16 protein-coding genes and 1 pseudogene are annotated in these 21,236 nt (G+C 46.2%); 9 read left to right on the forward strand and 8 right to left on the reverse strand.

The features are described 5' to 3' along the window. Positions 1–15: 15 nt before the first annotated feature. A complete protein-coding gene (locus B5F25_RS01605) occupies positions 16–900 on the reverse strand; it encodes an aldose 1-epimerase family protein (RefSeq protein ID WP_087247181.1) in 885 nt (294 codons plus the stop codon). Between the two features lie 137 nt (positions 901–1,037). Between B5F25_RS01605 and B5F25_RS01610 the strand changes: the two genes are divergently transcribed. The 3 genes from B5F25_RS01610 to B5F25_RS01620 all read left to right on the forward strand — a co-directional run bounded on the left by B5F25_RS01610 (position 1,038) and on the right by B5F25_RS01620 (position 5,326). After that, entirely contained in the window at positions 1,038–3,092 is a 2,055-nt protein-coding gene (locus tag B5F25_RS01610) for a tetratricopeptide repeat protein (RefSeq protein ID WP_087247182.1), read from the forward strand. Then, on the forward strand, positions 3,076–3,825 hold the full coding sequence (locus B5F25_RS01615) for a LytTR family DNA-binding domain-containing protein (protein ID WP_087207385.1): 750 nt from the start codon (positions 3,076–3,078) through the stop codon (positions 3,823–3,825). The genes B5F25_RS01610 and B5F25_RS01615 overlap by 17 nt, the downstream gene beginning before the upstream one ends. Positions 3,826–4,021: 196 nt before the next feature. Beyond that, positions 4,022–5,326, forward strand: a complete 1,305-nt coding sequence (locus B5F25_RS01620) for a DUF5723 family protein (protein WP_262483265.1) — start codon at positions 4,022–4,024, stop codon at positions 5,324–5,326. 214 nt (positions 5,327–5,540) lie between these two features. On the opposite strand, the gene yfcE is transcribed toward B5F25_RS01620, so the two are convergent. After that, positions 5,541–6,080 (reverse strand): phosphodiesterase, encoded by a 540-nt coding sequence (gene yfcE / locus B5F25_RS01625; protein WP_087247186.1) that lies wholly within the window; start codon positions 6,078–6,080, stop codon positions 5,541–5,543. 299 nt (positions 6,081–6,379) lie between these two features. On the opposite strand from yfcE, the gene B5F25_RS01630 reads away from it, so the two are divergent. Both B5F25_RS01630 and B5F25_RS01635 read left to right on the forward strand, forming a co-directional pair. Beyond that, positions 6,380–7,573 carry an OmpA family protein gene (locus B5F25_RS01630; RefSeq protein WP_087207382.1) on the forward strand — a complete coding sequence of 398 codons (1,194 nt, stop codon included), beginning with the start codon at positions 6,380–6,382 and terminating at the stop codon, positions 7,571–7,573. A 20-nt stretch (positions 7,574–7,593) separates the two neighbouring features. Then, on the forward strand, positions 7,594–8,850 hold the full coding sequence (locus B5F25_RS01635) for a DUF4595 domain-containing protein (protein ID WP_087247188.1): 1,257 nt from the start codon (positions 7,594–7,596) through the stop codon (positions 8,848–8,850). A gap of 77 nt (positions 8,851–8,927) precedes the next feature. Here B5F25_RS01635 and B5F25_RS01640 read toward each other — a convergent pair whose 3' ends face one another. Further along, a complete protein-coding gene (locus B5F25_RS01640; protein ID WP_013616231.1) occupies positions 8,928–9,320 on the reverse strand; it encodes a hypothetical protein in 393 nt (130 codons plus the stop codon). A gap of 126 nt (positions 9,321–9,446) precedes the next feature. On the opposite strand from B5F25_RS01640, the gene B5F25_RS01645 reads away from it, so the two are divergent. Further along, entirely contained in the window at positions 9,447–11,792 is a 2,346-nt protein-coding gene (locus B5F25_RS01645; protein ID WP_239414058.1) for a sugar-binding domain-containing protein, read from the forward strand. Between the two features lie 273 nt (positions 11,793–12,065). Here the strand turns inward: B5F25_RS01645 and B5F25_RS01650 are convergent. Further along, positions 12,066–13,258, reverse strand: a pseudogene (locus B5F25_RS01650) (acyltransferase). A gap of 429 nt (positions 13,259–13,687) precedes the next feature. Here B5F25_RS01650 and B5F25_RS01655 point away from each other — a divergent pair. Next, positions 13,688–14,893 carry an esterase gene (locus B5F25_RS01655; protein WP_087247192.1) on the forward strand — a complete coding sequence of 402 codons (1,206 nt, stop codon included), beginning with the start codon at positions 13,688–13,690 and terminating at the stop codon, positions 14,891–14,893. Between the two features lie 161 nt (positions 14,894–15,054). Here B5F25_RS01655 and B5F25_RS01660 read toward each other — a convergent pair whose 3' ends face one another. From B5F25_RS01660 to radA, 4 genes are all read right to left on the reverse strand, one after another. Continuing rightward, on the reverse strand, positions 15,055–15,627 hold the full coding sequence (locus B5F25_RS01660) for a LuxR C-terminal-related transcriptional regulator (protein WP_013617292.1): 573 nt from the start codon (positions 15,625–15,627) through the stop codon (positions 15,055–15,057). A gap of 144 nt (positions 15,628–15,771) precedes the next feature. Continuing rightward, the gene (locus tag B5F25_RS01665; protein WP_087247194.1) at positions 15,772–17,421 is read right to left on the reverse strand and encodes an FAD-dependent protein; all 1,650 of its coding nucleotides are present in this window, start codon (positions 17,419–17,421) and stop codon (positions 15,772–15,774) included. A 70-nt stretch (positions 17,422–17,491) separates the two neighbouring features. After that, the gene (locus B5F25_RS01670) at positions 17,492–17,878 is read right to left on the reverse strand and encodes a GxxExxY protein (protein WP_013617290.1); all 387 of its coding nucleotides are present in this window, start codon (positions 17,876–17,878) and stop codon (positions 17,492–17,494) included. 75 nt (positions 17,879–17,953) lie between these two features. Continuing rightward, complete coding sequence (gene radA, locus B5F25_RS01675) at positions 17,954–19,327, reverse strand: DNA repair protein RadA (RefSeq protein ID WP_013617289.1); 1,374 nt, start codon at positions 19,325–19,327, stop codon at positions 17,954–17,956. A gap of 300 nt (positions 19,328–19,627) precedes the next feature. Here radA and B5F25_RS01680 point away from each other — a divergent pair, with 300 nt between their 5' ends. Both B5F25_RS01680 and B5F25_RS01685 read left to right on the forward strand, forming a co-directional pair. Then, positions 19,628–20,857, forward strand: coding sequence for a site-specific integrase (locus B5F25_RS01680; protein ID WP_087247196.1), 1,230 nt, complete (start codon positions 19,628–19,630; stop codon positions 20,855–20,857). Next, positions 20,854–21,225 carry a hypothetical protein gene (locus tag B5F25_RS01685; RefSeq protein WP_087247198.1) on the forward strand — a complete coding sequence of 124 codons (372 nt, stop codon included), beginning with the start codon at positions 20,854–20,856 and terminating at the stop codon, positions 21,223–21,225. Before B5F25_RS01680 ends, B5F25_RS01685 begins: the two co-directional genes overlap by 4 nt. Positions 21,226–21,236: the final 11 nt, after the last annotated feature.

Raw genomic sequence — 21,236 nt, forward strand, 5'->3', positions numbered from 1 at the left:
AAAGAAAAATTTTGATTACTTTATATCTTCCAGTACGATGGAATAGCTGGCATCGAAACTCTTGTCAGGTTCCAGGGTCTGCATCCATTCACGGTCTTTAAACTCTCCTTTGTATCCGACAGAATCACAACGTCCGTACCATGGCTCAATGCAGACAAAAGGAACATCGGGATGGGATACAGAAGGCGACCAGATGGCTACCAGTGGGCTGTCGAATTCTACGCTAAGGTAAGGAGTCTTGGATTTGTCTGTCAGTGTGATTTTTTTCAGTTGGCTATTATCAAACATGTAGGTATCACATTGGAAAGTGGCAGGAGTTAGTTCCAGCATTCCATTGTTTAGTGTCAGGCTTTGTCGTTCGTTTGATGTACAGCCTTTTTCTGTTGGCGAGATATATTCTAATATTTTTTTGTCTTTACCGAAGTCGAGAAACCCTTTTTCTTTGGTAACTGTGTCGAAGTCACGGTAATAAAAAGCAGGGTGTGCGCCTATTTGGAAATACATGTTTTCGTTTCCTGTATTTTGAACACTCCACATTACTTCGATGCGATTCCCTTTTAGCCGGTAGCCAATTTCCAGTACAAATGTGAAGGGGTATTTCTTCAGTGTTTCTTCATTGCTTTCCAGACTGTAAATGAGGGCGTTCTCTTCTTCGTATGTCAGCTGGAAATCCATGTCCCGTGCAAATCCATGCTGCCCTAATTCGTATGATTTTCCCTTGTGGCGGTAAGAATTGTTCCATACCCGTCCTACAATAGGGAATAATATAGGCGAATGACGTCCCCAGAACCGAGGATCTGCCTGCCACAAATATTCTGTTTCATTAGCAACGATGCTTACCAGTTCGGCCCCATGATCGGCTACTTGGATACTGATTTTGTCGTTAGATAGTGTTTTCATATTTCCCGTTATTTATGATGTTTGGATTTTTATTCCAAAAATACGAAATTCCTTGTTTGCTCGTGTAATTTATGCAACTTATTTTTGCTATGTATACTTTTTTTACATACATTTGTCTTGGCAAGACAAGAAAAGATATGAATCGTGAAATAGTGATAGTTTTGATAATAAGTTGCCTTTGGGGAGGATTGGCAGGAAGTTGTGTCAGGAAGAAAAAGGTGGAAAATGTAGATTGCTATGCGCCTTTGTTTGCGCAATGGGAAGATACGTTAAGTGATAATCCTGTTTTTGTATGTGAAAAAGTCGATAGTATCTTGCCTTTGCTGAAGGACAGCATTACGTATTATCAAATGCTTACCCTTAAGGCAAAGGCAAAGATGTTTATATCGGAAACAGATTCGGTAGAATGCCTGTTGCGTTTAGCTACGGATTTCTGCAAAAAAACGAATGTGTCCAGTAAGCGGCATTGGATTTTATCGGCAGAAGTCGCAAATATGAAGGGCAACTTGTATGCACGTACGACTGTTTTTGACTCAGCACGAATGGCGTTTCGGAGAGCGTATGATTTTTGCGAGCGTGTGGATGAGCCTTATAAACTGCTGAATGTTGCGTTGAATTTGGCAGATGCATATAGTGGCGAAGGCAGATATGACTGGAGTTCGTATTGGTACAGAAGGGCTTTGGCATTGGCTGATTCGTTGCGCATGCCCGATGAGGAACGTTTCCCGATTTATTATGGGCTTGCTCAAGTCAATATGAATTTGCGGGATTTCGACCGTTGCGACTATTATTTCGATTTGGCAGGAAAATATTTCGCTCAAATGAAACCTTATGAGAAGCATATTTATTTGAATAACCGGGGAAATTCTTATTATTATCGGCAGGACTATCCGAAAGCATTGGATTATTTCCGCCGGTTGTTGGTGTTTGTCAACCAGTATCCGGATATGAAATTTGAACGGAATATGACAATGGTGAATTTAGGAGAGGTTTTTTTGCTGATGAATCAGACGGATTCGGCAACTTATTACCTGAATCAGTGCTATGCTTATTTCAAGGAGATGGAAAACACTTCCGCTCTTTATTATATAGATACCCAGCTGATTGAACTGGCTTTGAAAAGAGGAGATTTGCCTTTGGCAAGGAAACGTTTGCAAGAAGCTGTAAAACCTGATGTTATCGACCCTAATATGTTGCATATACGGAACCGTTACTTGCAGCATTATTTTGAGGAAAGCGGTAATTTCAGGCAAGCATATTATTATTTGAAGGAAAATAACCGAATAGACGATTCTACCCGTAATGAACGCATCCGGATGAGGGTTGCATCTATAGCATTGCGTTATCAGCGCGATAGTACACTGATGAAGAAAGAAATGTTTATTCAACAAAAAGAAAATGAAGTGTTGCGCCTGAACCAATGGCTTTATGGTGGTTCGCTGGTGGTGCTGCTAGCAGGTATGTGCGGCTTTTTTATTTTCTTGCATCGTAAAAAGAAACGTGCCAAAGTAGAAAGCAACTTGCGTACGGCCATCACTTCGTTGCGTTTGGCGAATATTCGCAACCGTATTTCTCCACATTTTATTTTCAACGTGTTGAATCGGGAAGTGAAGGCGAATCGGGTTGCGGAGTCGGATACTAACCTGAACGGGTTGATTAAACTGATACGTCGTAATTTGGAATTGGCAGATAGCCTTTCTGTTACATTACGTGACGAGTTGGATTTTGTGCAGACTTATGTGGAGTTGGAAAGCAAGACTTTGCAGCCCGATTTTGTCTATACCGTCGAAGTGGATCCCCAAATCAATCAGACCAATGTGAAGATACCTGCTATGCTGCTGCAGATTCCAATAGAAAATGCCATCAAACATGGCTTGCGTACAAAGGTGGGGCCAAAGCGGTTAAGCATACATATTTGTCAACACACCGATGAAATAGAAATATTTATCCGTGACAATGGAGGAGGGTATCGTATCGGAAGTGGTGCCTCTGGAACAGGGACCGGTATGAAAGTTATTACCAGGACACTCCAATTGTTGAACGCTTACAATCGTCGTCCGATTGTGATGCATATAAATAATGTAGAGATGGCATCGCATGAAACCGGATGTGAAGTTTATTTTCGGTTGCCAGTAGATTATTCATTTGAATTGAAGAAACAAAAGAAACCCTTTTATGGAACAGATATTTAGAACAGTCATTGTAGACGATGAGGAAAGTGCCATTGATAATTTGTCGTTCGAATTGCAGCGTTATTCTTACGTGTCGGTAGAAGGGACTGCACGAACGGGAAGTCTCGGATTGAAAGTAATAGAAAAGACAAAACCCGATTTGTTGTTCCTGGATGTGGAATTGCCAGATATGACCGGGATGGATGTACTTGCCCGCTTGCGTGACCGGATTACATGGAATATGCGTGTCGTATTTTATACGGCATATAATAAATATGTGATTGACGCATTGCGTAGTGCTGCTTTTGATTTTCTGCAAAAACCGGTTGATTCGAGTGAATTGCAGATGGTTATGTCACGATTATATGAGCAAAATGTGAAAAGTGATGTAGGCAATGTTGCCGCTTTATTAAAAGACAGGCCGTTTATGGTAATGACTCCTACTGGGGACTTGCGTTTTTTGCGTGCATCCGAAATCGGGTATTTCCGTTATTTATCGAACCGTAAGATATGGGAAGCAGCCTTGACCGATGGTACATTCCTGGCGTTGCGTCGGAGTACGACGGCAGAACAGTTATGTGCTTACGATTCGGTTTTCATACAGATTCATCAATCGTATATCATCAATATGCATTACCTGATTATGGTGCAGGATAACCGTTGTATCATGTATCCGCCTTTTAATGCTGCCGAGGAGTTATTAATATCCCGAAAATATAAGAAAATAATGATCGAACGATTTTATCAGCTATAAGTTTTGACCATATAGTGGCTAATTTTGTGCATTTAGCTCACGAAACAGATAGGATAGTTGTAAAATCCCGTTTTTGTGAAATTGTTGGTAATGGCTATTTTTTTATTTTTGTAGAAACATTTAACGATAGAGCATATTTATGAAGGGATTTTTAAACAGAAGAGTTTGGTTGGTGGCAGGTGGTCTTTTATTGGGTATGACGGTGCATGCCCAGTATTTGCGGACATCCTATTTTATGGAAGGTACTAGCTCAAGGTTGGAATTGAATCCAGGATTACAACCAATGAGAGGATATTTTAATATACCGGTTTTAGGGTCATTCAATGTCGGTACGTCTTCCAATGTGTTGGGCATCAACGATATTATCGATGTACTTGATTCGGGAGAAGATATATTTCTAAATGATGACTTGTACAGCCGGTTGAAATCAGACAACCGTCTGAATGTAAACCTCAAAACCGATGTCCTTTCTTTTGGTTGGTATGCGGGGAAGGGCTTCTGGAATGTAAATGTCGGTTTACGTGCTGATGTAGGAGCATCTATTCCCCAGTCTATGTTTGAATACTTGCGTAGGGTAAATAATACAGAAGATATCAATGGTAGCTTCTCGAATATGAACTTCAATTTGAATGCTTATGCCGAAATCGGCTTGGGATATTCCCGTCAGATAACCGAGAAACTTTCTGTGGGTGGACGTGTGAAAGTGCTGTTGGGGATAGCACGTGCCGAAATGGCTGTTGACAATTTCGATATTTATGTGGATGACGCACTGACAAACGGTGATTATACGGAACTGAATCCTTATCAGACGTATGGTAGTGCCACGGTTAATGCACGTGTCTCCACGACAATGAAAGGTGGAGGCTTGAGTTTTGATGAAACTACGGGGCAGATTGATGGGTTCGATATAGACGGAAGCAATTTTGGCATAGCGGGTGCAGGATTCGGTATTGACCTGGGAGCCAGTTACAAGGTATGGGATAACTTGACCGTATCAGCGGCTGTACTTGATTTAGGATTCATTAAATGGAAAGAAGGCGAAACTACAGTAGCTGCACCTGCTAACGGCTCTTTTGAAGTGACAGGCAGCAATTATCAGGATTTTCTGGATGGAGACTTCTTGAGTATGGATCGTTTCAATTTTGTGCAAGACAAAGAGGCTGCAGAAGATACCAAGACTACGTTGGCGTCTACTATCCTGTTGGCAGGTGAGTATGGTTTGCTGGATAATAAGTTGAGTGTTGGTGCTATATATACCGCACGCTTTGCTGAACCTAAGACCTTGAATGAACTGACATTCTCGGCCACCTACCGGCCGAAAAACTGGTTTAATATTGCTACCAGTTATTCTCCGATTCAGGCGGGAGGAAAGTCTTTTGGTCTTGCCTTGAAATTGGGAGCATTGTTCTTAGGTACTGACTATATGTATTTTGGGAATAGCTCGAAAGCGGTAAATGCCTTCATCGGGTTGTCTATTCCATTGGGAAAGAGCAGAGACTAGAAGATTCTTACGTAAGAATGTTTGTTCGTAATGTGTGTAGGGTGAAATGAATATACTTGCTTTGCTGTTGTAATATATATGCGTTGACAACTACAGATATATAAGCGTTATAAAATATATTAAAGAAAGACTCTCTTACAGAGAAGCAGCATATTTTGTCTTGTCTGTCTTTATTTTCAATGCTGCTCGGTAAGAGATGTCTTTCTTGTCTTTTTCAGATTTCCAGTGATTTTAGTTTTGTACCGTCAAGATGATAGAGAGTGATGACTCCATTTTCATAAGTGGCGAATGTGGGTTGATTCCCTCCTTTGGGGAAGGTTATAGAACCAGTATTGCATATTGTTATGCCATTTTGTTTTTCCAGTCGCCACAGATGGGTGTGCCCGTAGAACAAAGCATCATATTTCCCTTTAGGCAAACGGTTTTCATTGTATAGATGTCCGTGTGTCAGAAGCAGGAATTTTCCGTTGTCTGCTACTAAGGCATAGTCGGAAAGTATCGGAAAATCAAGTAGCATTTGGTCTACTTCCGAATCACAATTGCCTCGGACGGCAATGATTGACCCCGAAAAATGATTGAGGCATTCAGCAATGCCTTTAGGGTCCAGCCCTTCGGGAATCCTGTTGCGTGGACCATAGTTCAGTATGTCACCTAAGATGCAAAGTACGTCGCATTGGTTTGCGTCATAGAATTTCATTACTTGTTGCAGGCAGGGCAAAGAGCCGTGGATGTCGGATACGATTACATATTTCATAAAGTTGGTGTTAATAGTTTGTTATTCGCCTGCAAAAATAGAAAGAATTGGAGAATATTTCTCATTCTCTGGTGAATCCTTCATTCGATTCAAAAAAAATCAATCTGTCTCTCTGTCCGTCAACATACGCTCCTGGTGTTTTATTGGTAGACTGTTGTTACTTTTTTTTTACAGCATAAGTCTGCTTTTCGTCCGTTTGGACTTCTTTTTTGTGTATATAGTGATAAAAGCTGGAAATGAAGGTTTGTATAATATCTTGAATCTCTCTATATTTATAAAAATTATAAAAAGAGAAAGATATGATGAGCAGAAAATTTTTGTTTTTGGCAGTGTTTTCTATCCTAGGCTTATCGGCGTTTTCTCAAATGTCGGCCGATCGGATTTATTTCGGTGTAAAAGGAGGAATGGGGCTTTCGTGGGCTAAGTATTCCGAGTTGAAAAATCGTGACCCGAAAATGCTATTTGGTGGTGTAGGAGGGGTTTTTGCTGAATTTGAGTTCGGTGAGAACCGTTTGTTTTCTATCCGTCCAGAAGTGGACTGGCTTTCGCGAGGGACTAAAATCAGCGACAGTGATTTGGATTATAAATTGAAGGCGAAATATGTAGACGTGCGTCTGCCTTTGATTTTTAATTTTGGTGATTATCAAAGCGTACGTCCGTATGTGTATGTGGCTCCGGTTGTCGGCTTTGTGCGTGGCGGTGATATATCGCTCACCGAACATGGTATGGATTATAAAGTGGATGTTTCTGAAGCCAATATGGCAAACACTTATTTTGCCGGTGCAGTAGGAGCCGGAGTGAAAATACCCATTCATTTGAACGGAGGCAAACGTTTGCAGTTTGCTTTGGAAGCCAATTATCAGTATGGGTTTACCGATACCTACAGTGATATGGAAAAGAGTGGAGAGGCTATTGCTGTTAATCGTTTCTGGTATGACATCCGTGGTAACCGGAAATTGCAGGGACTTGAGATAACCGCTTCGCTTTCTGTGCCGTTGAGTATCTTTAAACGGACACCTAAAAAGAAAGTCGTAGAACCTGTATATGTACCCGAACCGGTAGTAGTGGAAGAAAAACCGGTGGTGGAAGAAAAGCCTTGCTATACATTGGAGGAAATTATGGAATTGCTGGGTAAGGGCGAGTCTATTACAGGTAAGACCATTTGTGCGATAGACATCATTAATTTTGAATTTGATAAGAGTACCATCAAGAAAGAGTCGTATCCGTATCTTGACAAAATTGTGCGCTTGATGAAGAATACGCCGATTCATGTGGTTGTAAGAGGGCATACGGACAATGTTGGTGATGCCGATTACAATATGGAACTTTCGAAAAAACGTGCGGAGGCCGTTTACAATTATTTGTTGAAAGCGGGTGTAGAACCCAGTCATTTGTCGTATGAATATTACGGAATGACGCGTCCTATTTCGACCAATGATACTCCGGAAGGTCGTTTGATGAACCGTCGTGTAGAATTTGAAATTACCGAATAATAAGTTAAGGAGGAAAGATTATGAAAAAGAAAAATGCAATAATAAATAGCTTTGCGTTTTTATTGCTGGCTGTATTGATGTCTGCGTGTAATAAAGACGGCATTGAAACCATTGTGATAGAAGACGGACAGCCGAGCGTGGCACAAATGCTGATTGGTCGTTGGAATCCCACAGGAGGTGAAATGGCAAATCCCAGTACGGGGGAAGTGACAGAAGATATAAATATAAGTGATGTTCCATGGCTGGATTTTGGAGAAAACGGAATAGGTTCATGGGGTAATGGAGGAAGCGGAACCGGTGGAAGTGCCGGAGAAAGCTTCGATTGGAATGCAGATGAGGGGAGTGGACCCATTATCGGCGGTGGAAGCGGTTATGACGGTGAAGGTCCTTCTGTTACTTTGGGAGGCGAACGTTGGTATATCTTCCAGCTTACCGAGCGTATCTTGATCATTTACCGATTTTATGGCGATTATATTATCATTTATTATTATTATCGTGTAGGTGATTATAATGAGCCGGAACCTGAACCGACACCGGAACCGGGAAACGATTGTCCATATCAGCCGCAGTTCTCTGACAATCAACGTATCGTACGGATAGAAGAAACAGGTAATGTCGCAGGGTATCGATTTGAAAATGTTTATCTTTATGAATATGATGATTTGGGACGCATATCTTCTTTTTCTTATGGAGTGAATGAAAATGAATTATATTGGACTTGGAATTATCAATATGATGCGGAGAAAGTTTCTGTAGCTCTTAATGATGCTTCGGATTGGTGTTTTGAAGGTTATTTCAATGAAGATGGTTATATTACACGGACACGTAATGTGTTGGATGATGAAGATTTCGTGTGGTATGATTATAACGATGAGGGTTATCTTATAGGTGGTAAAACGATGGATGATTATATAGATGTGGAATATGATAATAATTGGAATCCTCTTTCTATTCATTATCCTAATGGAATGATTTGGCAGTATACCTATACGCGTGATGATATAAATTCGTATAGTGTGGATTTGAATAAGGTCGTATGTTCTTCCGGCTTCCAATTGGATGCAACACAAACCGATTTCAATGGTTTTTTTGCACAATTTGATTTCTTGGGACATCGTGCTCCATGTTTAGTTGCAACAGAAAACACGTATGGAACTGCTTCAGGAATGGGGGATGTATCTGAATTTAACTATGAGATGGCAAATGGTCGTATAGACCAAATAACTCGTTATCGAGGAAATTATATTTATACGTATAAAATTATTTATGCGAATTAGTTCTCTCTTTCATACATAGATTGTAGTTAATCCAAGGGAAGCGAGGTTGTTTGATAAGCAGCCTCGCTTTAGCTTTCTTATTCATTCTCCTCTTTCAGATCTTGCAGCTGCTGTTTTATATCATCTACAAAATCATTTGCCTGTTCCATAATATCATCGAACTGCTTTTTCAGTTCCTCATGATTGAACTCGGCAGCTTTGTCCGACATCTCTTCTGAGAATTTTTCCAGTTCTTTCCGTTGGTCTTCGGTCATGTTTTCCAGTACTTTTTTGCCTTTTTCATTGATGCTGCGGTATTCTTCGCCTACCCGTTTCCAGTCTTCTTCCGTATAGGTAGATGCATTTTTGAGAGTTTCTTCGGTCAGGTTTTTCATGTCGTTCACGTAATCTTGGGCACTGTAGCTGGTGCATGCGGTGAGGCATATACCGGCAAAGCCGATGGCAAGGGCAAGGTGAGATAGTTTTTTCATAAATAGAAGTTTTTTGATGTGAGTAAATACAAAGGTAAACAAATTCTTGAAATCTGGCGGATATTTTCTTTATTTTTGCAACAGATTCAGAAACCAAAATTGATACCCATGAAAAAACAGATTCTTATGTATGCATTGCTGGTGCTGTGCCTTTCGGTGTCGGCATCTTCCGGAAAACAATTGTTCAATAATGGCTGGCGTTTCCGTTTAGGTGATATCGCAGAAGCAAAAAACGAAGTATTTGATGACGGAGTGTGGAGGGAACTGACGCTTCCGCACGACTGGAGCATCGAAGGACGTTTTGACAAGGATGCACCAGCCGGTAATGATGGAGGCTATTTACCTGCCGGCATCGGATGGTACCGCAAGACGTTTGAACTACCCAAGGCTATTGAGGGCAGGAAATACCAACTTTATTTCGAAGGAATCTATATGAACTCGGAGGTCTATGTCAACGGGCAGCGTGCAGGTGGGCATCCGTATGGCTATTCTTCGTTTTTTGTAGATATTACATCGTATGTGAAAACGGGAAAGAATACGGTGGCGGTCAGAGTTGATAATTCGCAGCAGAAGAATTGCCGTTGGTATACAGGTTCGGGAATTTACCGTAATGTGTGGCTGGTTGAAAGTGAACTGGTGCACATCGCAAATTGGGGTATCCAGGTAACAACTCCCGATTTGCATACAGCAGTCATTAAGACTGACATAGAGAACGAAACGGATGAAAAGAGGACAGTTGAAGTAAAAACAGAAGTATCCGGACAGCATCAGACTGAAACAATCGTGCTGGAGCCGGGTGAGCGGATTGGTGTAACGCATACCTTGGCATTATCCGATGCAAAGCCTTGGTCGCCCGATACCCCGAACTTGTATACCGCCCGCATCACCGTGACCGAAGAAGGGGAAACGGTAGATTGTAAAGAAGAACGCTTCGGTTTCCGTACTTTGGCCTATTCAGCCGAAAAAGGTTTTCTGTTGAATGGAAAGGCTGTCTTATTGAATGGCGGATGCCTGCATCACGACAACGGCATTTTGGGGGCGGCTGCCTACGACCGTGCCGAATGGAGGAAAGCAGAGCTGATGAAACAGGCTGGTTTCAATGCCGTACGTACTTCACACAACATTCCTTCGGAAATTTTTCTTCATGCTTGCGACGAGTTGGGGCTGTTGGTTATCGATGAAGCTTTCGACGGTTGGCGTGATGCCAAAAATACGTATGATTATCATACGTTGTTTGACGAATGGTGGAAACGTGATATTGAAGCGATGGTGCTCCGCGACCGCAATCATCCCAGCATCTTCTGCTGGAGCATCGGTAATGAGGTCATTGAGCGGAAGAAGATAGAGGTCGTGACTACGGCACGCAAACTGGCAGGCCTTTGCCGCAAACTGGATCCGACACGTCCGGTGACATCGGCGCTTGCCGCATGGGACAAAGACTGGGAGATATACGACCCGTTGGCTGAAGCACACGATATTGTAGGATATAATTATATGATTCATAAATCAGAAAGTGATCACCGGCGTGTTCCATCCCGTATCATGATGCAGACCGAATCGTATCCCAACGACGCTTGGAAGAATTTTCGTAAAGTAAAAGACCATGCATACATTATCGGTGATTTTGTATGGACGGCGGTAGACTATATCGGTGAGTCGGGCATTGGACGCTGGTATTACGAAGGCGATGTGCCGGGTGAGCATTACCACCGTCCGCTTTATCCGTGGCATGCTGCTTATTGTGGCGATATCGACCTGACGGGACTGCGCAAACCTATCAGCCATAACCGCTCTATGTTGTGGAATGATGCGGGAGACGAGCATTTGTACATCGCCGTAAAAGAGCCTGATGGCTACAAAGGAAAAATACAGACTACGCAGTGGGGGACGTGGCCTACTTTTGCTTCATGGAATTGGGAAGGGCATGAAGGTAAACCGATAGAAGTGGAAGTATATTCACATTATCCTATGGTACGGCTCTACTTGAATGACCAACTGATAGAGGAAAAGCCGGTAGCGGAAATGAAAGCTGTATTTTCCTTGGCATATACACCGGGTGTGCTGAAAGCTGAAGGCATCCGCAATGGAGAAACTATCGAAACACAGACCTTGCGAACAGCAGGAAAACCTGTTGCTCTGCGCCTTACAGCGGACCGAAGTAAGCTCAATGCCGACGGGCAGGACCTTTCGTTTATAGTAATAGAGGCAATCGATGCGGAAGGGCAGACCGTACCGGTGGCTGATAACCGGTTATCGGTATCTGTCGAGGGGGCGGCTACGTTGCTTGCTTTAGGCAATGCCGACATCAAAGACGAAGACCCGTATTTCGATTCTACGCATCGCTTATGGAAAGGACGTGCATTGCTGGTGGTGCGTTCCAATAAGAAGAGCGGTAAAGCAAGCATACAGGTATCTGTCGGGGATATCGGCGGAAAGGATATGAAGCAGCGTCTTTCTCTTTCGTTCAGGTGACGTTGAAGCATTGGGGGCAGCACACAGAGACTGGCATCATCCGTGTGCTGCCGGTTGGTATTGTTTATTATGAATGTCCACGGTTAGCCAATCCGGCAGAGTTGAAAACGCAGTATATATTCATAGACGTATGCAGTATATATTCAAATGCGTATGCAGTATATATTCATAGACGTATGCAGTATATATTCAAATGCGTATGCAGTATATATTCAACCGCGTATGCAGTATATATTCATTTTTCAGGACTATATATTGGCTGTGGGCGGACATTCATTTTGTCTTATTTGCATCAGAAGGGGTGGCAGGTTTGAACAATTGCTTTTTCAGCCATTCACGTACTGGCAGGTCGTAGAGGCGGTAAGCTCCGTATGCTATCAGAATAGCAAGCAGGAAAGTGCTGACTGCAACGAATATGTGTGTGCCTGTGGGGGCATCTTTGTGGCTGTTTGCCCATGCCATTTGCATATAAATAAGCGGGTAATGGGTGATGTATAGTGGAAAAGATATGTCGCCGAGGAACTTATTGATGCTTCCCGAGGTGCTTCCCTTTACGCTGCTTCCGGCGCCTATGGATACGATAAGCGGAAAGAAAACCAGGATACAGGTAGCTTCGTAAAGCCCGTTTGTCCAGCGTGCGTTTCCTTCCGGACCTAATCCCATCCAGGGCATGCACAGTAATACGACAATCATTGCCGAGCACCACCAGAATCCTCCTTTTACCTTGATAAGTTTTCCGGTGCGCGACAACAGCAGTCCACAGAAGAAAGGATAGAGCAGGCGTGTCAATCCTATCTGTAATTGGTCGGGAGAAAGACACCAGCCTCCTATTACCGTATAGGAAGCCGAAGAGCGTGCAGCCAGGAAACCGAAAATGTCAATGTTCAGGCAAAGCACGAGGGTCATGATACCGAAGAGTACCACACAGCACCCAATGCTTTTCGTGAAAAGTGCCTGAAAAGGACGGCATATAAGAAATTGGCAAGATATTCCCATTGCAATGACCATGCCGGACCGTTCAGGGGATTGGTTTCTCCCCATCCACGGATGTCCATCGATGTGGGTATGGGAATCATGGTAAATGCCCATAGCATAATCAGGGCTGTTTTATACCAAGGCTTGTCTCCGATAAGCGGAAAGCTGGAGCAATCACCGAAATAGAACAGGGCGGCTCCAAACAATGAACCGAATATCACCATCGGATGCAGGCGGATAAGCCGCCGTTTGACAAATCCCCATGTCGACATACGGTCCCATCGGTCATCGTAAGCATACCCTATGACAAATCCCGACAAGACAAAAAAGAAGTCTACAGCAAGATAGCCGTGATTGATGGGCTGGCTGGTACCGCCGTGGTAATAGGTTTCAAACAAATGGTAGGCTACGACAAGCACAGCGGCTACACCGCGTAGTCCGTCCAGTATTTCGTAGCGTGGCTTAGAGGCAAGATATACATTGCTTTTCATGCGTAAAATATTTTAATTTGTGAAACTTACAGGAGGTAAGAAGTCAAGTAGAAGCCAACACCTTTTAGGCTGATAGCATAAGCAGTGCCATTGCCCTTTATTCTTCATTCTTTACTTTCTCTACCTTCTTGTAGTATATGCAAAGATAATGGATAATGCTTGTTTTCGATATTCCGCTATAAAAGTAAAGTCTTCATTAAAAAACTGTTTTGAATTTCTACAAAAAGTTTTTTCTCGTCTTGATGTGTTCGTTTTCGTGTGTGCTTTGGCAGTTTTTGGGGTCTTCAAAACTCATCCTAAATCAGCATACGATAAATTCAAAACAGTTCCTAAAAAAATATTTTATTTTTTGATATAATCTGTGAGGAAAGCGGAATGCCTTTGCGGGAATTGTGCTAATTTTGTCAACGTATTAATAAAACGATAAGTATGAAACAAAGATTATGGATGCTGGCGGCGGGATGCCTGTTCGCACTCGCTGCCCAATCGCAAGAGACCGTTGCGGTAAACACAGGGAACATCGTTTCGCCGGAAGTGGATACGGCGGCGCAGACAGTCACATTCCGCCTGTTGGCACCGGCGGCAAAAGAAGTGACGGTAGAAGCCGACTATTTCGGCAAGGTGCAGAAACAAACTCCGCTGGGGGCGGTAGAGATGCCTCTCCGTCAGGCGATGACGCGCGACACAGCAGGCGTGTGGACGCTGGAGACTCCGATGCCTGCGCCCGAATTGCACACGTATTGTTTCTACGTAGACGGGTTGCGGATGGTGGATCCCAGCAACGTATATATGCTCCGCGACATAGCCACGTATACCAATTATTTTCTGGTCGACGGTGAGCTGTCTGCCAACTATTTTGTGCGCGAAGTGCCTCACGGCACGGTGTCGAAGGTGTGGTATCCCAGTCCGAAGCTGGGGATGGAGCGCCGCCGCATGACGGTTTATACTCCGGCAGGTTACGAGGACGGTACGGAGCGTTACCCTGTGCTCTACCTGCTTCACGGTGCCGGGGGCGACGAGAATGCGTGGAGCGAACTGGGGCGTGCCGTGCAGATACTCGACAACCTGATAGCGCAAGGCAAGGCGAAACCGATGATTGTGGTGATGCCGAACGGGAACGGCGGGCAGGAAGCTGCTCCGGGCGAGTACCCGAACAGCATGTACAAGCCTTCGTTTATGAATCCGAAGACGATGGAAGGTTCGTTCGAGGTGGCATTCCCCGATATCGTGTCGTATGTGGAGTCGCATTACCGCACGGTGGACGACAAGGCGCACCGTGCCATTGCGGGCCTGTCGATGGGCGGATTCCATTCGCTTTACATCTCTGCCAACTATCCCGACCTGTTCGATTATGTAGGTTTGTTTTCGGCAGCCGTCAACCGTGAGGCAAAGGGAGACAATGCTTTTGTCTATGCCGACCTTGACACGAAGCTTGCCCGCCAGTTTGCCGAGGCTCCGAAACTGTATTTCATCGCCATCGGAACTGCCGATTTCCTGTATCAGGACAATGTGGGGCTCCGCAAACGGTTCGATGCCCAGGGCTACCGTTATGAGTACATGGAAACGGATGGCGGGCATATCTGGAGCAACTGGCGCAAGTACCTGAATCATTTCTTGCCGGAGCTGTTCCGGTAGTTTTTCACCACAGATTACACAGATTTTCAATTAAAATTATTTGAATATCCGCAAACAGCCAATGTAGGGGCGTATCGCATACGCCCCTACAGGTTGATTGGCAAGATGCGGGCATTCATATAAAATTATTTTAATCTGTGTAATCTGTGGTGAAAGACAACCTACACGCGGTCGGCTTCCACGTATCCGTGCATCACGGCGTAGATGGCGAGGGCGGACACCGACTTGATGCCCAGCTTTTCGGTAATGTTCTTGCGGTGTGAGATGACCGTGGTGAGGCTGATGTTGAGCCGTTCGGCTATTTCCTTGTTGATGCAGCCTTTGGTAAGGAGCACCAGCACTTCGATTTCGCGGGGCGAAAGGTCGTGCGCGGTGGCGTGCAGGGGAGGTAAGGAGTGATGCCCGTACTGGCGCAGGCGCACGATGGCTTTCAGCAGTTCGTCTTGTGCAAGGGTGCAGTTCAGCGTGGGTACGCCGTTCAGCTGCGGATGTTCCCCGTTCGAAAGCACGATGGTTTTCGGTTGCCGTTCAAGGAAGAATGCGGTATGCATGAAGTAGATTTGTGCCGACACGAAGTAGTGGGCATACATGTCGGGCGTGTCGTCTATCAGTTGTCCGAAAGACGAGAACATACGGATTACGGCATTGGGTATCAGCTCTTCGAGGATGGTCCGCAATCCGAGTGCAGCCAGCGTGTTTTGTTCGAGGATGGCAATTTCAGGTGTATGTGGCATGGTTGATTGATTTTTGAAACGCAGATTAACGCAGATTTTCGCAGATTATTTTATTAGATGATTTACGATTTCATACCAAACCGTTATTGTCAATCGAAAAATTGCGAATAAAAACAATCTGCGAAAATCTGCGTTAATCTGCGTTTAAATTGATAATACATATTCAGCAGCAGCTTCGGCACACCGCTCTCCGTCGATGCCTGCCGAGACGATGCCGCCTGCATAGCCTGCCCCTTCTCCGCAGGGGAAAAGGCCCTTTACGGTTACGTGCTGGAGCGTTTCGGCATCACGCACGATGCGTACGGGGGCGGAAGTGCGGGTCTCTACGGCTATCATCACGGCATCGTTGGTAAGGAAGCCGCGCGAACTTTTCCCGAAAAGCTGGAAACCTTTGCTCAGGCGGTCTCCGATAAACCTCGGGAGCCAGAAGTGCAGGGGCGACGAAATCAGTCCGGGGCTGTACGACGTGGGGGGCAGGTCGAAGCTCAGTTTCTTGCGGGTAAAGTCTGCCATCCGTTGTGCGGGAGCCGTCTGCCGCATGTTTCCCTGTTGCCAGCAGATTTGTTCCAGCTTTTCCTGGAAACGCATCATCGCCAGCGGGTGTACTGTTCCTTCTTCCGTCTTTGCCTGTGCTATCAGGGTTTCGGTCTGTGCTTCCGCCGAGTTGGGGAAAGCTTCGCATGCCTGCAGTTGCAGGTCGGGATGGGCGAGGTCTTCCGTGCGGAGTTCCACCACCATCCCCGAGTTGCTCCATTTCGTACCCCGGTTGCTGGGGCTCATTCCGTTCACCACTATCTGGTGCGGACCGCTTGCCGCCGGCACCACGAATCCTCCGGGGCACATGCAGAAGCTGTATACGCCCCGTCCGTCTACCTGTTGCACGAAGCTGTATTCCGCCGCGGGCAGGTATTTTCCCCGTCCCGCCTTGTTGTGGTATTGGATTTGGTCGATGAGCATCGACGGGTGTTCCAACCTTACTCCTACAGCGATGCCTTTCGGCTCGATGTGTACGTCGTGGGTATAAAGCCAGCGGTACACGTCGCGTGCCGAATGTCCTGTGGCAAGGATGACGGGACCGCGGAACGTCTTGCCTGTATTCGTTTCGATGCCCGCCACTTCATTGTGTTCGATGATGAGCGCGTCCATGCGTGTCTGGAAGTGCACCTCCCCTCCGCAGGCAAGGATGGTGTTGCGCATGTTCTCGATGACGCGCGGCAGTTTGTCCGTCCCGATGTGCGGGTGTGCGTCAATGAGGATGGAGGTGTCCGCTCCGTGCTGGCAGAACACGTTCAGTATCTTTTCCACGTTTCCCCGCTTCTTGCTCCGGGTATAGAGCTTTCCGTCCGAGTAGGCACCTGCTCCGCCTTCGCCGAAGCTGTAGTTCGATTCGGCGTCCACTTTGTGCTCACGGCTGATGCGTGCCAGGTCTTCCTTGCGTTCTCGTACGTTTTTCCCTCGTTCTACCACGATGGGACGCAGTCCCAGTTCTATCAGTTTCAGTGCCGCGAACAGTCCTCCCGGTCCGGCTCCCACGACGATGACGGCAGGTTTCCCGTCCACGTTGCGGTATTCGGTATGTGTAAAAGCTTCTTCTTCGGGCATTTCGTTGATGAACACCCGTACTTTCAGGTTGACGAAGATGGTTCGTTGGCGTGCGTCGATGCTTCGTTTCAGTATGCGTATCGCCTTGATGGTCCGTGCGTCCAGCCCCTTCTCCCGGCTGATGTATTGCTTGATGTTGTCATCGCTTGCTGCCTGTTCGGGCAGTACTCGTAATTGAAGTTCTTGTATCATAGGTTTGTTGTTTTTTCGCTTGTAAGTTTTTTGAAACGCAGATTTTCACAGATTGACGCAGATTATGATTTTATTGTACATATCTTCTTATTCCGTTTTGCAAGTTAGTATTGAAGAAATTTATCAGTAGACCTAAGTGTATTCCGCTTAGTCTTAGGTAAGTCAAAATCTGGGCGGTATGAATAGGTAAAAGTTTTTCTACTGTTTTTAGTTCAACAATGATTTTCCTTTCTACCATAATGTCTATCCTGTATCCGCAATCGATATGTGTATTATCGTAAATGACCGGAAGTTCTTTTTGGTTTTCATATTTGATGCCGAGTTTGCCCAGTTCATAACATAAGCAAGCTTCGTATGTGCTTTCTAATAATCCAGGACCTAATTCTTTGTGGACTTTATAGGCGCATCCGATAATTTGATATGCCAATTCGTTTGTTTCTTTGTCAATATATACCATAGCTAAAAATATAATTTGCGTTAATCTGCGAAAATCTGCGTTTTAAAGCATCTTTTTGTGGTGAAGAGAAACACATCATCCGAAGAGTTCCCGGAAGGCTTCTTCTACCTTCCTCACCGGTACCAGTTCGATTTTGATTTTCTTCCGGTCCAGACCTTGCAGATTATGTTTGGGGATGAGCATGCGCTTGAAGCCCAGTTTTTCCGCTTCGCCGATGCGCTGCTCGATGCGGTTCACCGGACGGATTTCACCGCTCAGGCCCACTTCGCCCGCCATGCACACGCCGGTTTCTATTTCCGTGTCCATATTGCTCGAAAGGATGGCGCTGATGACCGCCAGGTCGATGGCAGGGTCGTTCACTTTCAGTCCTCCGGCTATGTTGAGGAACACGTCCTTCTGCGCCAGCTTGAAGCCTACCCGTTTCTCCAGCACGGCGAGCAGCATGTTCATCCGCCGCAGGTCGAATCCCGTGGCGGAACGCTGGGGCATGCCATAGGCTGCCGTGCTCACCAGTGCCTGCACTTCGATGAGGAACGGGCGTATGCCTTCTACGGCGCAGGCGATAGCCACTCCGCTCATTCCCTCGTGGTCTTGCGTGAGCAACAGTTCCGACGGGTTGCTCACTTGCCTCAGCCCGTCCTGCCTCATCTCGTAGATGCCCAGCTCCGCCGTGCTCCCGAAGCGGTTCTTGATGCTCCGCAGGATGCGGTACATGTAGTGCTGGTCGCCCTCGAACTGCAGTACCGTGTCTACGATGTGTTCCAGCACCTTCGGTCCGGCGATGCTTCCTTCCTTGTTGATATGCCCGATGAGGATGACGGGCGTTCCTGTCTCTTTGGCGAACTTGAGGATGGCTGCCGAACATTCGCGCACTTGCACGATGCTCCCCGGCGAAGAATCGATGGTTTCGGTCGAAATGGTCTGTATGGAGTCGATGATGACCAGGGCGGGAGCTGTGTTCTTGATGTGGGTGAAGATTTGTTCCAATGACGTTTCGCAGGCTATCAGCAGCTGCGTCGTTTCGGGATGCGGGATGCGGTCGGCACGCAGTTTCAGTTGGCGGGCACTCTCTTCGCCCGAGATGTAAAGCACTTTCAGGCCGGGCAGGCGCAATACCGTCTGAAGGATAAGCGTTGACTTGCCGATGCCCGGCTCGCCTCCTATCAGGGTGAGCGAGCCTTCTACCAGCCCGCCTCCCAGTACCCGGTTCAGCTCGTCATCTCCCATGTCGATGCGCAACTCTTCGCTCGAAGTGATTTCGTGCAGTTGTTGTGGTTTCGAGCGTACGCTTTCGATGCCGTGCGCCGCGTGTTTTGCCACCGGTGTTTCCTTGCGTACCACCTCTTCCGTAAATGTGTTCCATTGTCCGCACGAAGGGCATTTGCCTGCCCATTTGGGCGATTCGTATCCGCAATGGGTGCATACATACACCGTTTTTTCTTTAGCCATATCTTTCCCTTTTCAGTTTCTTTCGGCAAACTTAGGCAAAATCTATGGAAAAACCTCCGAATTTCGGCAGATTAACGCAATGTAATCTGTAAATTAGGTGGTTAGGAGAAAATCGCGGAAGTTGGGCAGAGGGCTGAATAGCGTTTCAAAGCGGATTGGAGAAAGAGAACGGTTTCCTAATCGTTACCCGTCAGAAGTGCAGATTTAACAGTCGCCGCTTCGTTTGCGCTGTTCTGCGTAGGTTTGCTTGTCAAGGTTTAACTCGTTGATTTATAGTTTTGCAACCAAAAAAGAACGAGTATGACAAGGAGCACATTTCGCGTGCTGTTCTATGCGAATGGCAGCAAGGAAAAGAACGGAATTGTCCCCATCATGGGACGGGTTACAATCAACGGAACGGTGGCGCAGTTCAGTTGCAAGCGGAGCATCGCAAAGGAGCTTTGGGACGCAAAGGGCAACCGTGCCAAAGGCAAGAGCGTGGAAGCGAGGGAAACCAACCTTGCGCTTGACAACATCAAGGCGCAAATCATCAAGCACTACCAGCGCATATCCGACCGTGAGGCGTTTGTCACGGCAGAGATGGTACGCAATGCCTATCAGGGCATCGGCGGCGAGTATGAGACGCTGCTCAAAGCCTTCGACCGTGAAAACGAGGTGTTCAAGAAGCGTGTCGGCAAGGACAGGAAACTGGCAACCTACCGCTCACGAGTTGTGGCGAGAAACTACGTAGCGGTATTCATCAAGTCGTTCTACAAGCGCAACGACATGTCTATGCTGGAACTTACGCCCGACTTCATCAAGGAGTTTGCGGTCTATCTTTCCACGGAGGCGGGATTGCGCAACGGCACGATATGGGAGAAGTGCATGTGGCTGAAAGGCGTGGTGATGAGGGCGCATTTCAACGGGATGATACCGAGAAACCCGTTTGCGCAGTTCCACATCAGTCCGAATGTCAAGGAGCGAGAGTTCCTGACGGAAGACGAGTTGAAAGCGGTGATGACGCATGAGTTCGCAGACCCGAAACTGGCGTACATCCGTGACCTGTTCGTATTTGCGAGCTTCACCGCCCTCTCTTTCGTGGACATCAAGGAACTGACCAACGACCGCATCGTGGAAGTGAACGGCGAGAAGTGGATTATCTCCAAGCGGCACAAGACGGGAGTACCGTTCCAAGTGAAGCTGCTGGACATCCCCTTGCAGATAATAGAGCGTTACCGGCCGTTCCAAGAAAACAACTTCGTTTTCCCCAATTTGAACTATTGGTCTATCTGCAAGCCGTTGAAGAAAATGATACGGGAATGCGGTGTGAATAAGGACATCAGCTTCCATTGCTCACGTCATGGATTCGCTACCCTGGCCCTCTGCAAGGGTATGCCGATTGAGAGTGTAAGCCGCATTTTGGGACATACGAACATCGAAACGACCCAAATCTATGCGAAGATAACCGTGGAGAAGCTGGACAACGACCTTACGATGCTGGGCGACAAGCTGAGCAAATCATTCGGCAATATCAAAGTGGCAGGGATATGAAACGGTCGATAATCACGATGGACGGGTGCGGCAGGGTTGCCGTACCGTCCGATACCGCCAGCGTGTGGATGAGCGAAATGGAGTTGGTAACGCTGTTTGATGTTATCGCTCCGACACTCCGTGCCGCCATCCGAGCCGTGTACAAAAGCGGAGTGTTGCAGTCTTGCGAGGTGGAAAGGCGCATCAGATTGCCCAACGGTTATTATTCGGATGTGTATGCCCTGCCGATGGTCGTGGCACTCGCTTTCCGTATCAACACACCCAATGCCGCAAGGGTGCGCAATGCTCTGCTGGAAAGGCTTTGCTTGCAAAAAGAAAGGCAAGTTTTGTTGGTTTCTATGGGCGGTAATCCCTTATGCAGATGTTAAATTTTACCCGT

It is taken from the genome of Bacteroides sp. An19 (assembly GCF_002160215.1).
GTDB classification, from domain to species: domain Bacteria; phylum Bacteroidota; class Bacteroidia; order Bacteroidales; family Bacteroidaceae; genus Phocaeicola; species Phocaeicola intestinalis.

Coding starts and splice junctions, on each gene's coding strand:
- B5F25_RS01670 (WP_013617290.1), bottom strand. CDS start 17,878: ATGGTATATATTGACAAAGAAACAAACGAATTGGCATATCAAATTATC.
- B5F25_RS01680 (WP_087247196.1), top strand. CDS start 19,628: ATGACAAGGAGCACATTTCGCGTGCTGTTCTATGCGAATGGCAGCAAG.
- B5F25_RS01645 (WP_239414058.1), top strand. CDS start 9,447: ATGTATGCATTGCTGGTGCTGTGCCTTTCGGTGTCGGCATCTTCCGGA.
- radA (WP_013617289.1), bottom strand. CDS start 19,327: ATGGCTAAAGAAAAAACGGTGTATGTATGCACCCATTGCGGATACGAA.
- B5F25_RS01655 (WP_087247192.1), top strand. CDS start 13,688: ATGAAACAAAGATTATGGATGCTGGCGGCGGGATGCCTGTTCGCACTC.
- B5F25_RS01660 (WP_013617292.1), bottom strand. CDS start 15,627: ATGCCACATACACCTGAAATTGCCATCCTCGAACAAAACACGCTGGCT.
- B5F25_RS01620 (WP_262483265.1), top strand. CDS start 4,022: ATGACGGTGCATGCCCAGTATTTGCGGACATCCTATTTTATGGAAGGT.
- B5F25_RS01610 (WP_087247182.1), top strand. CDS start 1,038: ATGAATCGTGAAATAGTGATAGTTTTGATAATAAGTTGCCTTTGGGGA.
- B5F25_RS01605 (WP_087247181.1), bottom strand. CDS start 900: ATGAAAACACTATCTAACGACAAAATCAGTATCCAAGTAGCCGATCAT.
- B5F25_RS01615 (WP_087207385.1), top strand. CDS start 3,076: ATGGAACAGATATTTAGAACAGTCATTGTAGACGATGAGGAAAGTGCC.
- B5F25_RS01685 (WP_087247198.1), top strand. CDS start 20,854: ATGAAACGGTCGATAATCACGATGGACGGGTGCGGCAGGGTTGCCGTA.
- B5F25_RS01665 (WP_087247194.1), bottom strand. CDS start 17,421: ATGATACAAGAACTTCAATTACGAGTACTGCCCGAACAGGCAGCAAGC.
- B5F25_RS01635 (WP_087247188.1), top strand. CDS start 7,594: ATGAAAAAGAAAAATGCAATAATAAATAGCTTTGCGTTTTTATTGCTG.
- B5F25_RS01630 (WP_087207382.1), top strand. CDS start 6,380: ATGATGAGCAGAAAATTTTTGTTTTTGGCAGTGTTTTCTATCCTAGGC.
- B5F25_RS01640 (WP_013616231.1), bottom strand. CDS start 9,320: ATGAAAAAACTATCTCACCTTGCCCTTGCCATCGGCTTTGCCGGTATA.
- yfcE (WP_087247186.1), bottom strand. CDS start 6,080: ATGAAATATGTAATCGTATCCGACATCCACGGCTCTTTGCCCTGCCTG.